General features: G+C 50.4%; 15 protein-coding genes. 9 read left to right on the forward strand and 6 right to left on the reverse strand.

What is annotated here, in order from left to right:
• Positions 1-17 precede the first annotated feature (17 nt).
• Both priC and rsmS read left to right on the forward strand, forming a co-directional pair.
• Positions 18-545 (forward strand): primosomal replication protein N'', encoded by a 528-nt coding sequence (gene priC, locus OGX94_RS10140; RefSeq protein WP_286569155.1) that lies wholly within the window; start codon positions 18-20, stop codon positions 543-545.
• Positions 546-559: 14 nt separating this feature from the next.
• Complete coding sequence (rsmS, locus tag OGX94_RS10145) at positions 560-721, forward strand: pleiotropic regulatory protein RsmS (protein ID WP_003021750.1); 162 nt, start codon at positions 560-562, stop codon at positions 719-721.
• Positions 722-796: 75 nt separating this feature from the next.
• On the opposite strand, the gene mscK is transcribed toward rsmS, so the two are convergent.
• Positions 797-4,162 (reverse strand): mechanosensitive channel MscK, encoded by a 3,366-nt coding sequence (mscK, locus tag OGX94_RS10150; protein ID WP_126318998.1) that lies wholly within the window; start codon positions 4,160-4,162, stop codon positions 797-799.
• A 128-nt stretch (positions 4,163-4,290) separates the two neighbouring features.
• Positions 4,291-4,941 (reverse strand): multidrug efflux transporter transcriptional repressor AcrR, encoded by a 651-nt coding sequence (gene acrR, locus OGX94_RS10155; protein WP_003831045.1) that lies wholly within the window; start codon positions 4,939-4,941, stop codon positions 4,291-4,293.
• Between the two features lie 141 nt (positions 4,942-5,082).
• On the opposite strand from acrR, the gene acrA reads away from it, so the two are divergent.
• From acrA to OGX94_RS10185, 6 genes are all read left to right on the forward strand, one after another.
• Positions 5,083-6,276, forward strand: a complete 1,194-nt coding sequence (gene acrA, locus OGX94_RS10160; RefSeq protein WP_003831044.1) for a multidrug efflux RND transporter periplasmic adaptor subunit AcrA — start codon at positions 5,083-5,085, stop codon at positions 6,274-6,276.
• Between the two features lie 22 nt (positions 6,277-6,298).
• Positions 6,299-9,448 carry an efflux RND transporter permease AcrB gene (gene acrB, locus OGX94_RS10165; protein ID WP_063941319.1) on the forward strand — a complete coding sequence of 1,050 codons (3,150 nt, stop codon included), beginning with the start codon at positions 6,299-6,301 and terminating at the stop codon, positions 9,446-9,448.
• A 488-nt stretch (positions 9,449-9,936) separates the two neighbouring features.
• Entirely contained in the window at positions 9,937-10,311 is a 375-nt protein-coding gene (gene tomB, locus OGX94_RS10170; protein ID WP_003021733.1) for an Hha toxicity modulator TomB, read from the forward strand.
• 27 nt (positions 10,312-10,338) lie between these two features.
• Entirely contained in the window at positions 10,339-10,557 is a 219-nt protein-coding gene (gene hha, locus OGX94_RS10175; protein WP_002892050.1) for a hemolysin expression-modulating protein Hha, read from the forward strand.
• A 181-nt stretch (positions 10,558-10,738) separates the two neighbouring features.
• Positions 10,739-11,290 (forward strand): maltose O-acetyltransferase, encoded by a 552-nt coding sequence (gene maa / locus OGX94_RS10180; protein ID WP_149334992.1) that lies wholly within the window; start codon positions 10,739-10,741, stop codon positions 11,288-11,290.
• Positions 11,291-11,406: 116 nt separating this feature from the next.
• The gene (locus OGX94_RS10185) at positions 11,407-11,877 is read left to right on the forward strand and encodes a YlaC family protein (protein WP_063941318.1); all 471 of its coding nucleotides are present in this window, start codon (positions 11,407-11,409) and stop codon (positions 11,875-11,877) included.
• Between the two features lie 78 nt (positions 11,878-11,955).
• Here OGX94_RS10185 and ykgO read toward each other — a convergent pair whose 3' ends face one another.
• Entirely contained in the window at positions 11,956-12,096 is a 141-nt protein-coding gene (ykgO, locus tag OGX94_RS10190; RefSeq protein WP_005125190.1) for a type B 50S ribosomal protein L36, read from the reverse strand.
• A 1-nt stretch (position 12,097) separates the two neighbouring features.
• Positions 12,098-12,358 (reverse strand): type B 50S ribosomal protein L31, encoded by a 261-nt coding sequence (locus OGX94_RS10195; RefSeq protein WP_003831037.1) that lies wholly within the window; start codon positions 12,356-12,358, stop codon positions 12,098-12,100.
• Positions 12,359-12,546: 188 nt separating this feature from the next.
• Here OGX94_RS10195 and pdeB point away from each other — a divergent pair, with 188 nt between their 5' ends.
• Positions 12,547-14,100 (forward strand): cyclic di-3',5'-guanosine monophosphate phosphodiesterase PdeB, encoded by a 1,554-nt coding sequence (gene pdeB, locus OGX94_RS10200; RefSeq protein WP_003831035.1) that lies wholly within the window; start codon positions 12,547-12,549, stop codon positions 14,098-14,100.
• 51 nt (positions 14,101-14,151) lie between these two features.
• Here the strand turns inward: pdeB and OGX94_RS10205 are convergent, their stop codons facing one another.
• Complete coding sequence (locus OGX94_RS10205) at positions 14,152-14,505, reverse strand: DUF1428 domain-containing protein (protein ID WP_003831033.1); 354 nt, start codon at positions 14,503-14,505, stop codon at positions 14,152-14,154.
• A 64-nt stretch (positions 14,506-14,569) separates the two neighbouring features.
• Positions 14,570-15,199: a membrane protein YczE gene (yczE, locus tag OGX94_RS10210; protein ID WP_003831032.1), complete on the reverse strand. Its 630-nt coding sequence runs from the start codon at positions 15,197-15,199 to the stop codon at positions 14,570-14,572.
• Positions 15,200-15,255 lie beyond the last annotated feature (56 nt).

A 15,255-nucleotide genomic window follows, 5' to 3' on the forward strand; every position in this document is an offset into this window, starting at 1 on the left:
TTCATCGGAGTGTTGTTGTGAAAACCGCCATGCTGTTACAGACGCTCGAAAACCAGCTTAACCGCCTGCGACAGCGTTGTGCTCCGCTGGCGCATCACACAACGCTTAGCGCCCGCTTTGACAGGCATCTGTTTCACACGCGCAGCACGTTGCTGCAGGCTTGTCTGGATGAGGCTGACGATAATCTTACTGCCCTGCGTCGTGCCGTTGAGCAGCAACAACTCCCGCAAATCACCTGGCTTGCGGAACACCTTGCTTCACAGTTAGAGGCGATTTCACGTGAAACCGCCAGTTGGTCCCTTCGAGAGTGGGACAGCGCTTCTCCAGGTCTGGCGCGCTGGCAGCGCAAGCGGGTCCAACATCAGGAATTTGAACGCCGCTTGGTTGAAATGACGCGTGAACGCAAAGAGCGTCTGGCTCAGGCTATCGGCTTTGAAGAACAGCAAAAACTGCATCGTGAAGTAGAAGCATTCGAGGCGCGACTGGCGCGCTGTCGCCATGCTCTGGCAAGAATAGAAAACGTGCTGTCGCGTTTAACCCGTTAATCCCCGGAGAATTTATGTCATTAGAGAACGCCCCGGACGAGGTCAAACTGGCCGTCGATTTGATTGTTTTACTTGAGGAAAATCAGGTTGCGCCTGAAACCGTACTGAAGGCGCTGGAGATTGTTAAACGGGATTACGAAAAGAAACAGCTCTCTTCTTCAAAAAACGCGCTATAGCTGAAATGCCTGAAAGCGTTGCACTTATCAGGCCTACGAATGAATCGAAGCTCGCAGGCCTGATGAGTTTTTCTATTAACCTACCGAAGGCGTCGGATCATCACCTTTAATGATGTCACGCTTAACCTCGGTCACGGTATCACCTTTCGCGTTATGCAGGTGCACTTCGAGCTGGTTAAAGGCGATATCAATGTCGTTTTCACGGCACAAACGATCGACCGCACGGTTCAGTTCATCAACCGTGTGGCTACGATCGCGCAGTTCACGCACGTATAAACGCAGTTCATGATCCAACGTGCTGGCGCCGAAGGCGGTAAAGAACACTGCAGGCTCTGGATCGTGCATCACTTTCGGGTGTTCCATCGCCGCCTGCAGCAGCACTTTCTTCACTTTATCCAGATCCGAACCGTAGGCCACGCCGATGCGGATCACCAGACGCGTGGTGGTATCGGAAAGCGACCAGTTGATCAAACGCTCCGTCACAAATGCTTTGTTCGGGATGATCACCTCTTTGCGATCGAAGTCGGTAATAGTGGTGGCACGGATACGGATCTTGCTGACCGTTCCTGAGAACGTACCGATAGTCACGGTATCGCCGATGCGGACCGGGCGTTCAAACAGAATAATCAGACCCGAAACAAAGTTACCGAAGATTTCCTGCAAGCCAAAACCAAGACCAACCGACAGGGCTGCTGCCAGCCACTGTAGCTTATCCCATGAAACACCGAGCGATCCGAAGACCGTCATCGCACCGATGGCGATGATCGCGTAGTTAAGGATCGTGGTGATCGCATACGAAGCACCCTGACGCATCTTCAGTCGCGACAGCACCAGCACTTCCAGCAGGCCGGGTAAGTTACGGATCAGCGCCCACGCGACCATTGAGGCAATAATCGCAAACAGCAGACTGCCCATGGTGACGTCTTTCACCACCGCAGCTCCCGCTTCGGTGCCGTTGTAATGCCAGAGCGTAATGCTATCGAGATAACTGAACACGGTGATTAGATCGGACCAAATTGCCCAGAACAGAATACCAAACAGGGCAACCATCACCAGCATTGTTATACGCAGCGTTTGCTGGTTAACCTGCTCAAGCGCAATGGTCGGTTCTTCCTGCGGCTCGGCTCCTTCCGCCCCTTCTTTCACCAGGTTCTGACGACGCGCTAAGGCACGGCGCCAGGCGATACGACGTGCCGCCACACTCAATCCACGCAGTACCGTCTGATACAGCAGGTTCCAAAGGATAACCAGATAGACCGTTTCAATCCAACGGCCGGCCAGGCGCAACGTGGTGTAGAAATACCCTGTCGCCGTCAGCACCATTAATGCAATCGGGATAATTGAGAGGACGGTAATAGTGACCAGACGCAGGCCATGTGACTCTTTGTCACGCCAGCTTTCGCGGCACATTGGCCATACCAGGAAGGCGATCAGCAGCAGGTTGAGGAAAATAACTACCTGACCCAGCACATCATCCATCAAATTAAGCGGCGACAGTTCAGCAATGACCGACCAGAAGTTAAGCGGCAACAGGGCCAGGCTAATACGCACGATCTGGCGGCGCCAGTGGCTGGTCTGCTGCGCTGGCATGCCAAAATGACGTATCGCCACGCCATCTTTTTCCAGCACCTTCCAGCACAGACCAAACACCAGCCAGAAGACTGTCATCTTCTTACTGAACGCCCACAGCAGGTCGCTGATATTCAACTGCATGGTAAGCAGAATCAGGCCCACGGCGAGGATAATCAGGCACGCCGGCAACGCTCTGATCAGATCGATCAGTATCGCTTTTGGGGTATTGAGCTGACTGTCATTACGCAGATTCCCTACTGCGGCGGCTAATTTCGCCTGATACTCTTTCAGCCATTTCAAACGCCAGCGGATTAACCCGGCAATAAGCAGCAGTGGCAGGCCCGCCAGGAACGCAATAAAGACCGCTGGCCAGGCTTTTTCCCAGTTCACTGTGATTTTCATCGACTTAAACTGGTCTTTGAGCGTTTGCGGGAAGGCTTTGATCCAGTCCCAGTCCATCGGACGGTTACTATTAACCCAGAAGATTTGCTGCGTGAGGATCCCTTTCAGGTTCTTCGACACGCTCATTAGCTGCTGTTGATTGATTTGCAGGTTAATCGCCATCATCAACTGGTTGCCCAGCTGCTTGTTCAGCTGATCCAACAGTTCACGGCGCATATCCACAACCTGCAGCAAGGCATCATGGACTTCACCATTCACTTCGTTGCTGTGCCCTTCTTCCAGTTTGGCGACAAACGCATCGTTCTGGAATAGCGCATCACGCTGCTGGTTGATTTCAAACTGCTCCAGACGCAAATCGGCGATCCGGTTGGTCATATCGGCAAGTTCATCCGCCGACGGCAGTGTTTGTTGTTGCTGATACAGAATACGCGACAGCAGCAGGCTGCCTTTCAGGACGGCGATCTGTTCTTTAATATTGCGTTCGGATTGCAGCGCGCGGTCAAGCCAGTTTTTGACTTTGATATTCTGCTGCATCAGGTTGTTGCCGTTTTCGGTCGCGGCAATCAGGCGCTGGCTGAGCTGATGGTTAACATCCAGTTCCTGCTTCACTAACGGATTTGACTGAATACGCTCGGCTTCATCCGGCGTTACCGCTTCCTGAGCCGTCTTTTCGGTTAACGTCAGTCGTTTGCTGTTCACCGCTTCTTGCAGGAGCTGGAGCTGATGTTCAAGCCGGTTACTGTTAGCTGTTACGTAATCACGTTGTTTTTGCAAGGTATCCTGCAAAACAGTATTGCCTTCCAGGCTCTTACGCTGTTGGTCGATCTGCGCATTCAGCAGCGCCTGCTGCGCCTGCAGCAACACCTGCTGGCTGGGGCGTAACGCCGCCTCTCCCACATTGGTGCCATCGAGTCGATTGCGGATTTGCTGCATTTGCTGCGACGCGGTGTACATCGCATTCTGCACACGCTCTGGCTGCGTCTGGAGCGACACCAGTTGGCTGTTGTAAGCGGCAAGATCGTTTTGCGCACTTTGCAGGTCATCCAAAACCTGTGCCACGCGCGACTCAAGCTGTCGCAAGGAGAGTGTACTCAGCGTCTTTCGCGTTTCATCGTCGTTATCGACATCGCTGAGCGAATTTAACGCATCCGTCGCCTGACGCATTTTCTCCGGTGCCTGGGCAACTTTCTGGCGAAGCTGTACGGTCTCATCTTTCACGCGATCGATTTTATCCAACGTGGCGATAGTATCGATGAGATCCTGTTGGACCAGCTTATCCTGCGCGGAGAGATCTTTTTGTTTACTCAGCGCGTCCAGTTGGCTCTGAATATCCGCTTTCGTCGGCAGTTCACCACTCTGTTGCGCCCGCGCAAAAGCAGACGACTGGCAAGATAGCAAGAGAATGAAGAAAAGAATGGTAATAGCAATAAGATGCTGTGAACGTTTATAGAGCTGCAACATAGTCATGAGAATGAACGTTTCTGAACCGGAAAAGTGACCGAAAATAGTCAAGCGGCAAGAATATCACGGCTGTGACCGGCAGAATAGCAGCAGGCAAAACGACCAGGAGAATTCCTGGTACAGGCCCAAAACGTTTAGTGGATTTCCGCCACGCCAAGCCGCAGAGTTGGGCACATAAGGCACATCTCTAGCAGCACAGCCACGTATTCCCGAGCTTCTTTTTTCAGATCAAACGATTCGGGGGCAAATAACCAGTTTTCTATGATTCCGGTAATGTAGCTACGCAACAGGACCGCCACGCGACGGGTGTTCAGGTTTTCCGGCAGCATATTGGCATCCATACAGTGCCGCAATGTTTGTTCGATACGATCGTAATTTTCAATACAAAGATGGCGTTGAGCTAACTGAACAGAGGCCATTTCCCCGACAAATTCGCATTTGTGGAATATAATTTCCAGCAACAAACGTCGGCGTTCTTCTGTCACGGTAGCTTCAAGAACGTAAATTAAAATTTCTCTTAATACTGATAGTGGATCGTCGGGGAATTTTGCCTGATACTCAGTCTCTAACTCATCAATGTTAGGTTTTGCTAGCTCCCAGATTTCACTGAATAAATCCGACTTGTTTTTGAAATGCCAATAAATCGCGCCGCGCGTGACACCAGCGGCTTTTGCGATCTCCGCAAGCGAGGTGGATGATACCCCTTGTTGCGAAAACAAATGCAGAGCAACATCGAGAATATGCTGTCGTGTTTCCTGTGCTTGTTGTTTGGTTTTTCGTGCCATATGTCAGTGAATTTACAGGCGTTAGATTTACATACATTTGTGAATGTATGTACCATAGCACGACGATAATATAAACGCAGCAATGGGTTTATGGGCTTTAAGCCATTGATCAATTTGAAATCGGACACTCGAGGTTTACATATGAACAAAAACAGAGGGTTAACGCCTCTGGCAGTCGTTCTGATGCTCTCAGGCAGCTTAGCGCTAACAGGATGTGACGACAAACAGGCCCAACAAGGGGGCCAGCAGATGCCAGAGGTTGGAGTTGTTACACTCAAAACTGAACCTCTACAGATAACAACCGAGCTTCCGGGTCGCACCAGTGCGTTTCGCATCGCAGAAGTTCGCCCTCAGGTTAGCGGTATTATCCTGAAGCGTAATTTCACCGAAGGTGGTGACATCGAAGCGGGTGTATCTCTCTATCAGATTGATCCTGCGACTTACCAGGCCGCTTACGAAAGCGCAAAAGGCGATCTGGCCAAAGCACAAGCCGCAGCAAATATCGCTCAACTGACGGTTAAACGTTATCAGAAACTGCTGGGTACTAAGTACATCAGTCAACAGGATTACGATAGCGCGCTGGCAGACGCACAGCAGGCAAACGCCGCCGTTGTTGCCGCGAAAGCCGCGGTAGAAACAGCACGCATCAATCTGGCCTATACCAAAGTGACGTCGCCGATCAGCGGCCGCATTGGTAAATCATCCGTTACGGAAGGGGCTCTGGTGCAAAACGGTCAAGCGACCGCACTGGCGACCGTTCAGCAGCTGGATCCGATCTACGTGGACGTGACGCAGTCAAGCAACGACTTCCTGCGCCTGAAACAAGAGCTGGCCAACGGCACGCTGAAGCAAGAGAACGGCAAAGCGAAAGTCGAACTGGTAACCAATGACGGCATTAAATTCCCGCAGTCCGGTACGCTGGAGTTTTCTGATGTGACGGTTGATCAAACCACCGGATCGATTACGTTACGCGCCATCTTCCCTAACCCGGATCACACCTTACTGCCGGGTATGTTCGTCCGTGCACGTCTGGAAGAAGGGATTAACCCAACTGCATTACTGGTTCCGCAGCAAGGCGTTACCCGTACACCGCGTGGCGATGCCAGTGCATTGGTTATCGGTGCAGACAACAAAGTTGAAACTCGCCAAATTGTCGCCGCACAAGCGATTGGCGACAAATGGTTAGTCACTGATGGACTTAAGCCGGGCGACCGCGTGATTGTTACTGGGCTGCAGAAAGTACGTCCTGGCGCGCAGGTAAAAGCGCAGGAAATCACCGCTGATAACAACCAGCAAGGCCAAAGCGGTAGCCAGCCTGAACAGTCCAAGTCTTAACTTAAACAGGAGCCGTTAAGACATGCCTAATTTCTTTATCGATCGCCCAATATTTGCGTGGGTGATCGCCATTATCATCATGTTGGCAGGGGGGCTCGCGATCCTCAAATTGCCGGTAGCGCAATATCCGACTATTGCACCGCCAGCAGTGACGATCTCTGCGACCTACCCTGGCGCTGATGCCAAAACAGTACAGGATACTGTTACGCAGGTTATCGAACAGAACATGAACGGTATCGATAACCTGATGTACATGTCCTCTAACAGTGACTCCACGGGTACCGTGCAGATCACCCTAACCTTCCAGTCTGGTACTGATGCGGATATCGCGCAGGTTCAGGTGCAGAACAAACTGCAGCTGGCCATGCCGTTGCTGCCGCAGGAAGTACAGCAGCAAGGGGTTAGCGTTGAGAAGTCATCCAGTAGCTTCCTGATGGTTGTCGGTGTTATCAACACCAACGGCACCATGACGCAGGAGGATATTTCCGACTACGTTGGCGCCAACATGAAGGACGCTATTAGCCGTACTTCAGGCGTGGGTGATGTTCAGCTGTTTGGTTCTCAGTACGCGATGCGTATCTGGATGGATCCGAACAAACTGAACAACTTCCAGCTGACGCCGGTTGATGTAATCAGCGCCATCAAGGCGCAGAACGCCCAGGTTGCAGCCGGTCAGTTAGGTGGTACGCCACCGGTTAAAGGCCAGCAGCTTAACGCGTCAATCATCGCGCAAACCCGTCTGACCTCCGCTGATGAGTTCAGCAAAATTCTGCTGAAAGTGAATCAGGATGGTTCCCAGGTTCGTCTGCGTGACGTGGCGAAAGTGGAACTGGGCGGTGAGAACTACGACATCATTGCGAAGTTTAACGGTAAACCGGCATCCGGTCTGGGTATCAAGCTGGCGACAGGTGCTAACGCCCTGGATACAGCAAACGCTATCCGCGAAGAACTGAAGAAGATGGAGCCGTTCTTCCCGTCAGGTCTGAAGATCGTTTACCCATATGACACCACGCCGTTCGTGAAAATCTCTATTCACGAAGTAGTAAAAACGCTGGCGGAAGCAATCATCCTCGTGTTCCTGGTAATGTATCTGTTCCTGCAGAACTTCCGCGCGACGCTGATTCCGACTATCGCCGTGCCGGTGGTGCTCTTGGGTACGTTTGCCGTCCTTGCGATTTTCGGCTTCTCGATAAACACCCTGACGATGTTCGGGATGGTACTCGCCATCGGCCTGCTGGTGGATGACGCCATCGTTGTGGTCGAGAACGTTGAACGTGTAATGGCTGAGGAAGGACTACCGCCGAAGGAAGCAACGCGTAAATCGATGGGCCAGATTCAGGGCGCACTGGTCGGTATCGCGATGGTACTGTCAGCGGTATTTATCCCAATGGCGTTCTTCGGTGGTTCTACCGGTGCAATTTACCGTCAGTTCTCCATCACCATTGTTTCTGCGATGGCGTTGTCTGTACTGGTGGCATTGATTCTGACCCCTGCCCTGTGTGCGACCATGCTCAAACCGATTGCTAAAGGCGATCACGGAGAAGGCAAAAAAGGCTTCTTCGGCTGGTTTAACCGCATGTTCGATAAGAGCACGCATCATTACACCGATAGCGTGGGCGGTATTCTGCGCAGCACCGGTCGTTATCTGGCGCTGTATCTGATCATCGTCGTGGGCATGGCCTATCTGTTCGTTCGTCTGCCAAGTTCGTTCCTGCCAGATGAAGACCAGGGGGTATTCCTTTCTATGGCTCAGCTGCCAGCGGGTGCAACGCAAGAGCGTACCCAGAAGGTGCTGGACGAAATGACGGATTACTACCTGACCAAGGAAAAAGCGAACGTTGAATCGGTGTTTGCCGTTAACGGTTTCGGTTTTGCTGGTCGTGGTCAGAACACCGGTATCGCGTTCGTTTCTCTGAAAGACTGGAGTGAACGTCCAGGCGAAGAGAACAAGGTTGAGGCGATTACTCAACGTGCGATGGGCGCATTCTCGCAGATTAAAGACGCTATGGTCTTTGCCTTTAACCTGCCAGCGATTGTGGAGTTAGGGACCGCGACCGGTTTCGACTTCCAGTTGATTGACCAGGCAGGTCTGGGCCATGAGAAGCTGACTCAGGCGCGTAACCAACTGTTTGGTGAAGTTGCGAAGCATCCTGATCTGTTAGTCGGTGTTCGTCCTAACGGTCTGGAAGATACGCCGCAGTTCAAGATCGATATCGATCAGGAAAAAGCGCAGGCTCTGGGCGTTTCCATTAGTGATATTAATACAACGCTGGGTGCAGCATGGGGCGGAAGCTACGTGAATGACTTCATCGACCGTGGTCGTGTGAAGAAAGTTTACGTCATGTCTGAAGCGAAATACCGTATGTTGCCGGAAGATATTGGAAACTGGTATGTCCGCGGCAGCGATGGACAGATGGTACCGTTCTCCGCCTTCTCTACCTCACGTTGGGAATACGGTTCACCGCGTCTGGAACGCTATAACGGTTTGCCTTCCATGGAAATCTTAGGCCAGGCCGCTCCGGGTAAAAGTACCGGTGAAGCCATGGCAATGATGGAGCAACTGGCCAGCAAACTGCCTTCCGGTATCGGTTATGACTGGACCGGTATGTCCTACCAGGAACGACTGTCCGGCAACCAGGCCCCTGCCCTGTATGCCATTTCACTGATCGTCGTGTTCTTGTGTCTGGCAGCGTTGTATGAGAGCTGGTCAATTCCGTTCTCCGTAATGCTGGTGGTACCGCTGGGTGTTATCGGTGCATTGCTGGCAGCAACGTTCCGCGGCCTGACCAACGACGTTTACTTCCAGGTAGGCCTGCTCACAACCATTGGGTTATCGGCGAAGAACGCGATACTTATCGTCGAATTCGCCAAAGACTTGATGGATAAAGAGGGTAAAGGTCTGATAGAGGCGACGCTGGACGCAGTACGCATGCGTTTACGTCCAATCCTGATGACGTCACTGGCCTTTATTCTGGGCGTAATGCCGCTGGTCATCAGCTCCGGCGCAGGTTCCGGTGCACAGAACGCCGTTGGTACTGGCGTAATGGGCGGGATGGTGACGGCTACCGTGTTGGCTATCTTCTTTGTTCCGGTGTTCTTTGTGGTGGTACGCCGCCGCTTTAGCCGCAAAAATGAAGATATTGAGCATAGCCACTCAGTAGAGCATCATTGATACATCTCTAAAGATAAGGCCGCGCAAGCGGCCTTTTTTCTGGAAAAATCATAAAAATCACTTATTGCCATTCCGTTTATTTTCTATCGGATAAATAAGCGATATAATCCTTGCAGCCTTAAAGGCTATTCTTAAAAAAACAGCGAGAGTTCTTATTTACTTTAATAAATATTAAGATTATTCCTATCCACTGGTTCACATTGTCGGTTGTTGCCTTTCGTTGCTAAACCTAAACAAGATAACCCGATGATTGCCCGAAGAATAAAGAAATTGTCCCATTTCGAATAGCGGCATTTATCTGTTAAAATGTAAAAGTGACGTAGCATCATAATTTTACATAATTGTAATTTTTCGTGATATGACGATGAAATCTTTTTTAGAGTAGATTATAGTTAAATCATCAGGAGTCGCGGGCAAGTTCCAGGTAGTTGTTGTATCCATCCCGAAAGGTGTTCGGTTAGTTTAAGCCACTAAGAAGGGGATGCGTTATGGATGAATACTCACCCAAAAGACATGATATCGCGCAGCTTAAATTTCTCTGCGAAACTCTGTATCATGACTGTCTTGCAAACCTTGAACAAAGTAACCATGGCTGGGTTAATGACCCTACCTCTGCAACCAGCTTGCAGCTCAATGAACTGATAGAGCATATTGCAACCTTCGCACTTAATTATAAAATTAAGTACAATGAGGACAATAAGCTGATCGCGCAGATAGATGAATACCTGGATGACACTTTTATGTTGTTCAGCAGTTATGGTATTAATACGCAGGATCTGCAGAAATGGCGGAAGTCAGGTAATCGACTGTTTCGCTGTTTTGTCAATGCCACCAGGGCTAATCCTGTTAGTTTGTCTTGTTAAAAATTATTACAATCATAGGTAAGAGTTATGTCCGATAAACCATTAACTAAAACAGATTATTTGATGCGCCTGCGACGTTGCCAGACAATTGATACGCTAGAGCGCGTTATTGAAAAAAATAAATATGAATTGTCCGACAACGAACTGGCTGTATTTTACTCAGCAGCAGATCATCGCCTTGCTGAATTGACCATGAATAAGCTTTACGACAAGATTCCAACTTCTGTTTGGAAATTCATTCGCTAATTGCACTCAAGGTTAAGTCAGGTATAGCGGTACCGTTGTCTGGCTGACCATTTTCGTATTTACAATGGTTATTTAATTCAAATCGCGTGACTATGATCACAGCAAAGAAGCGGGAACGTTCCCCTTGTCTGCATTACGTTTTACTGTGCTGAAATAACCTTCAGTACACAGGGAATTCGTAATGCGTAATGAAAAGCAAAAAATGATCGCCGGCGAATACTATCGCCCGGCAGATGAAACGCTGCGCAGTGACCGACTACGCGCTCGTCAGTTGATCCATCGCTACAATCTCACCGCTCCCGATGAAAAAAATGAGCGTCAGGCAATCCTGCATGATCTGTTAGGTCAGAGTGAGGGGGCCTATATTGAACCCTCTTTCCGTTGTGATTACGGTTATAACATCTATCTTGGTAAAGACTTTTACGCTAATTTCGACTGCGTTATGCTCGACGTCTGTCCAATTCATATTGGCGACAACTGCATGCTGGCACCTGGCGTTCATATCTATACCGCGACCCATCCGCTGGATGCTACCGAGCGTAACAGCGGCCTGGAGTTCGGAAAGCCCGTGACTATCGGCAATAATGTCTGGATAGGTGGCCGTGCAGTGCTCAATCCCGGCGTCACGCTGGGCGATAACGTGGTTGTGGCATCAGGCGCAGTGGTCACTAAAAGCGTTCCGGCAAACACCGTGGTTGGGGGCAATCCCGCAAGAATCATCAAAACGCTGTAATCTAAAATGTAACTGTTATGCTAAATTGCGGTTAATCTGTTACTTTCTTCAAAGGGTATCCCCTTTTAAAATAGGGCGATCCCTCCTGAATTTTGCAGATATCACGAAGGCAAGAGATGACAGAAATACAGCGCCTGCTTACTGAAACAATCGACGACTTAAATATTCGCGAGAAGCGCGACAACAAACCGCGCTTTAGCATCAGCTTTATTCGCAAACACCCAGGGCTGTTTATCGGCATGTATGTAGCGTGGTTTGCCACGCTGGCGGTGATGCTACAGTCAGAAACGTTAGTCGATTCAGTATGGCTGCTGGTGGTACTGTTCGTTGTACTCAACGGCTTTTTCTTTTTCGACGTTGCGCCACGATACCGCTTTGAAGATATCGACGTTCTGGATTTTAGAGTTTGCTATAACGGAGAATGGTACAACACGCGCTTTGTCCCCTCCTCGCTCATCGATACTATCCTGCACTCACCGTCCGTGGATAGCGAACATAAAGCACAGCTGCAAAAGATGATATCGCGCAAAGGCGAACTCTCGTTTTACGATGTCTTTACGCTTACCCGCGCCCAGAACAGCCAGTAACGGCATCTCAGCACAGATAAAAAAAGTGCGTTCCTGCGAAGGTAACGCACTTTAATCCCTGAAATGCTGGCAAAGAAACTAACGTCTTTTTTTACGCCCCTGTACTGCTTTAAAGCGCGGATTCGTTTTGCAGATAACGTACAAACGCCCTTTGCGTTTTACTATCTGGCAGTCAGGATGGCGCTGTTTTGCGCTGCGAAGTGAATTGAGTACCTGCATTTTAACCCCGCTTAACGCCAATAAAATGACCAAAACGTTTTTGGAAACGTGCTGCACTGCCTTCATTATCAAAGGTTTTTTGTTTCCCGGTATAGTACGGATGCGATTTGGAAGAGATATCAAGGGTCACGTACGGGTACATTTTCCCCTCAAACTCAATCTCACGCTCAGTCTTGATGGTCGAACCGACCTTAAAGAATTCATTGGCACTGGTATCGTGAAACACCACGGTACGGTAAAAAGGATGGATATCCGATTTCATGGCAACCTCAATTTGTTACGTTATAACATACCCAACAAAATACACCACTCTTGTACTAACCACAACCTGATTTACGCTATAGGGACTTAAATGGGATGATAAATGGCCGTAAATATATGATGCCAATCGAATAGCTTTTTGGGGTTTCGGATATACTTTCCCTACGCTGTGTAAATAAGGATATCACTGTGACAACACGACATCTGATAAGCCTGGTGACTGGGGTACTGTTCCTTTCCATCCTCGCGCCTGTAGGTTTAAGCCTGTGGCTGGCACATCGTCAGGTCGAAACGAAATTTATCGATGAGCTCGACATGTTCTCAACGCGGGTCGCATTACGTACGGAACGCGTAGGCGAGCAGGCGAAAAAAGCATTGCGCCATATTGAAGCATTTCAGGGGGTGCCTTGTAGTGAAGAGCATCTGCTGGAAATGCGTCGTTTGTCATATAGCTATCGCTATATTCAGGAAGTGCTGTACCTCAAAGATAACGTTCCGCAATGCTCATCTCTGGAAAAAAGAAGCCAGGCTGACGCATTTCCACCCGCAATGAAAGTCACTCCTGATGGATATCGCGCATGGCTTACCACGCAAAATGATTTGGGTATCAAGCGCTTTATGGCAGCATTAGGGAGCGAACATTATGTTGTGATGGTCGATCCGGGTTCTTTCATTGACGTCATCCCGTTTGGCTCATGGCCGATTGAAGTGACTATCATTGGCACCGTGCGCAACGTCGTGGTTGCCAGTAGCGCCGATTTGCCATCGGACGTTTTACAGCATGTACAGCAAGAACGATCGATTACTCATTTTAAAAAAGATGGCAGCATTTATAACGCCCGCCCCTTTCCTGAGTTGGGTATCACGATCGTAACCTGGGCATCTACCCTGCCGTTACAAAAAACCTGGCACCGGCAGGCACTGATCTGGCTCCCGGCAGGCATTCTTATCGGCTTGCTCACCGCCGCCTTTGTTTTGCGTATTTTGCGCCGCTTACAGTCGCCCCATCACCAGTTGCAGGACGCTATCCAGCATCGGGACATCAAAGTCCACTACCAACCAATTATCTCGCTCAAAACGGGGAAAGTGGTTGGGGCAGAGGCGCTGGCTCGCTGGCAGCAGGCCGACGGAAGCTATCTGTCGCCGGAAGTCTTCGTCGCGCTGGCGCATGAAACCGGGCTGACAGAGTCCCTCACCCGGTTGATTATTGAAAGCGTATTTGAAGATTTAGGCAAATGGCTGCGTCAGCATCCGGAGCAGCATATATCCATCAACCTAGAGTCAGCCGATCTGTCCTCCGAAACGCTTCCTGCCCTGTTAAGCCAGAAGGTGAACCGCTGGCAGCTTAAGCCTGCGCAAATCGCGCTGGAGCTAACTGAACGCGAATTTGCCGACCCAAAAAACAGCGCGCCGTTTATTGCCAAATACCGTCAGGCGGGTCATTCAATCTATATTGATGACTTTGGTACCGGCTATTCCAGCCTGAGCTATTTGCAGGATCTGGATGTAGACATCCTGAAGATAGACAAATCGTTCGTTGATGCATTGGAGTACAACAACGTCACGCCGCATATCATCGAGATAGCGAAAACGCTGAAACTTGAGATGGTGGCGGAAGGTATCGAAACCGAGAATCAGGAAACCTGGCTACGCAAGCACGGCGTGCAATACGGTCAGGGTTGGCTTTACAGCAAAGCGCTGCCGAAAGCGGAATTTATTCTGTGGGCAGAAAAACGGCTTTAACATGGCTGTTGATGTTGAGATGGCTGGCGGCACGCCGCACAGCCAGTCACATCACTCTTCCATAATGGGTGCAAATCCACCGTAGATCATTCGCTTGCCATCAAATGGCATAGATTCACCGAATTCCTTCATACGGGGATCGGACATCATCTTCTGATTCGCCGCATCGCGGACCTCTTTGGATGGATATTCAATCCAGCTGAATACCACTTCTTCATGATCCTGCGCTTTCACAGCCATGCGAAAATCGGTCAATTTGCCGTCGGGGACATCATCTGCCCAGCACTCCACCACGCGCAATGCACCGAACTCCTTGAAAAGCGGAGCTGCTTTTGCCGCCATCGCAATGTACGCCTCCTTGTTTTCAGCGGGTACGGCAACCACAAAGCCATCAACATACTTCATGAGAAAAACCTCCGAAGTGTACTGCGCGGCAAGCCGATTCCGGCCGCGTCAGTCGAGGTTAAGTTTAGTCGCCACCAGGCGATCGCGCCCCAGGCGCATTCCTGATACGTGTACGCGACTGCGGCTGATGCCGAAACCACGGTAGGCAAAGCTGAATCAACGGTCCGATAGCCAAGGCATACAGCACCGTACCAACTCCCACGGTTCCACCCAGCAGCCACCCGATAAGCAGCACCGACACTTCGATTGCGGTTCGAATTCGTCGTACTGGCCAGCCGGTACGCGCGTGGATACCGGTCATCAGACCATCACGCGGACCGGCGCCAAAACCGGCGCCAATGTACAGGCTGGTTGCTAACGCATTCAATATTACCGCTGACACCAGCAGCCCGCTGCGCGCCAGCAGAGATTCAAATCCAGGAATCACCAGCAGCGCGGCATCTGCCGCCAGCCCGATCATAATCACGTTACTCAACGTGCCAAAGCCAGGACGCTGGCGCAGCGGTATCCACGCCAGCAGCACCAACACGCCCACGGCAATAATCACCACGCCGATATTCATTGACAATAAATTGGCTACACCTAGGTGAAACACGTTCCACGGATCGGCCCCTAAATCAGCACGGACAAACATCGCCGTCGACACACCGTACAGCACCAGCCCGATAAACAGCTGAAGTAAACGACGCAGCATGCTTTTCCCCTCTCACTCTCAGATAACTTTCATCTTCATCGCAATTGGCACTATGA

Origin of the sequence: Citrobacter sp. Cpo037 (genome assembly GCF_030332945.1) — a bacterium.
GTDB lineage: Bacteria > Pseudomonadota > Gammaproteobacteria > Enterobacterales > Enterobacteriaceae > Citrobacter > Citrobacter portucalensis.

Excerpts from the sequence above, each read along its gene's own strand:
- maa (WP_149334992.1), top strand. The coding sequence starts at position 10,739 with ATGCGTAATGAAAAGCAAAAAATGATCGCCGGCGAATACTATCGCCCG.
- OGX94_RS10195 (WP_003831037.1), bottom strand. The coding sequence starts at position 12,358 with ATGAAATCGGATATCCATCCTTTTTACCGTACCGTGGTGTTTCACGAT.
- ykgO (WP_005125190.1), bottom strand. The coding sequence starts at position 12,096 with ATGCAGGTACTCAATTCACTTCGCAGCGCAAAACAGCGCCATCCTGAC.
- mscK (WP_126318998.1), bottom strand. The coding sequence starts at position 4,162 with ATGACTATGTTGCAGCTCTATAAACGTTCACAGCATCTTATTGCTATT.
- OGX94_RS10185 (WP_063941318.1), top strand. The coding sequence starts at position 11,407 with ATGACAGAAATACAGCGCCTGCTTACTGAAACAATCGACGACTTAAAT.
- rsmS (WP_003021750.1), top strand. The coding sequence starts at position 560 with ATGTCATTAGAGAACGCCCCGGACGAGGTCAAACTGGCCGTCGATTTG.
- tomB (WP_003021733.1), top strand. The coding sequence starts at position 9,937 with ATGGATGAATACTCACCCAAAAGACATGATATCGCGCAGCTTAAATTT.
- acrB (WP_063941319.1), top strand. The coding sequence starts at position 6,299 with ATGCCTAATTTCTTTATCGATCGCCCAATATTTGCGTGGGTGATCGCC.
- acrA (WP_003831044.1), top strand. The coding sequence starts at position 5,083 with ATGAACAAAAACAGAGGGTTAACGCCTCTGGCAGTCGTTCTGATGCTC.
- hha (WP_002892050.1), top strand. The coding sequence starts at position 10,339 with ATGTCCGATAAACCATTAACTAAAACAGATTATTTGATGCGCCTGCGA.
- acrR (WP_003831045.1), bottom strand. The coding sequence starts at position 4,941 with ATGGCACGAAAAACCAAACAACAAGCACAGGAAACACGACAGCATATT.
- yczE (WP_003831032.1), bottom strand. The coding sequence starts at position 15,199 with ATGCTGCGTCGTTTACTTCAGCTGTTTATCGGGCTGGTGCTGTACGGT.
- OGX94_RS10205 (WP_003831033.1), bottom strand. The coding sequence starts at position 14,505 with ATGAAGTATGTTGATGGCTTTGTGGTTGCCGTACCCGCTGAAAACAAG.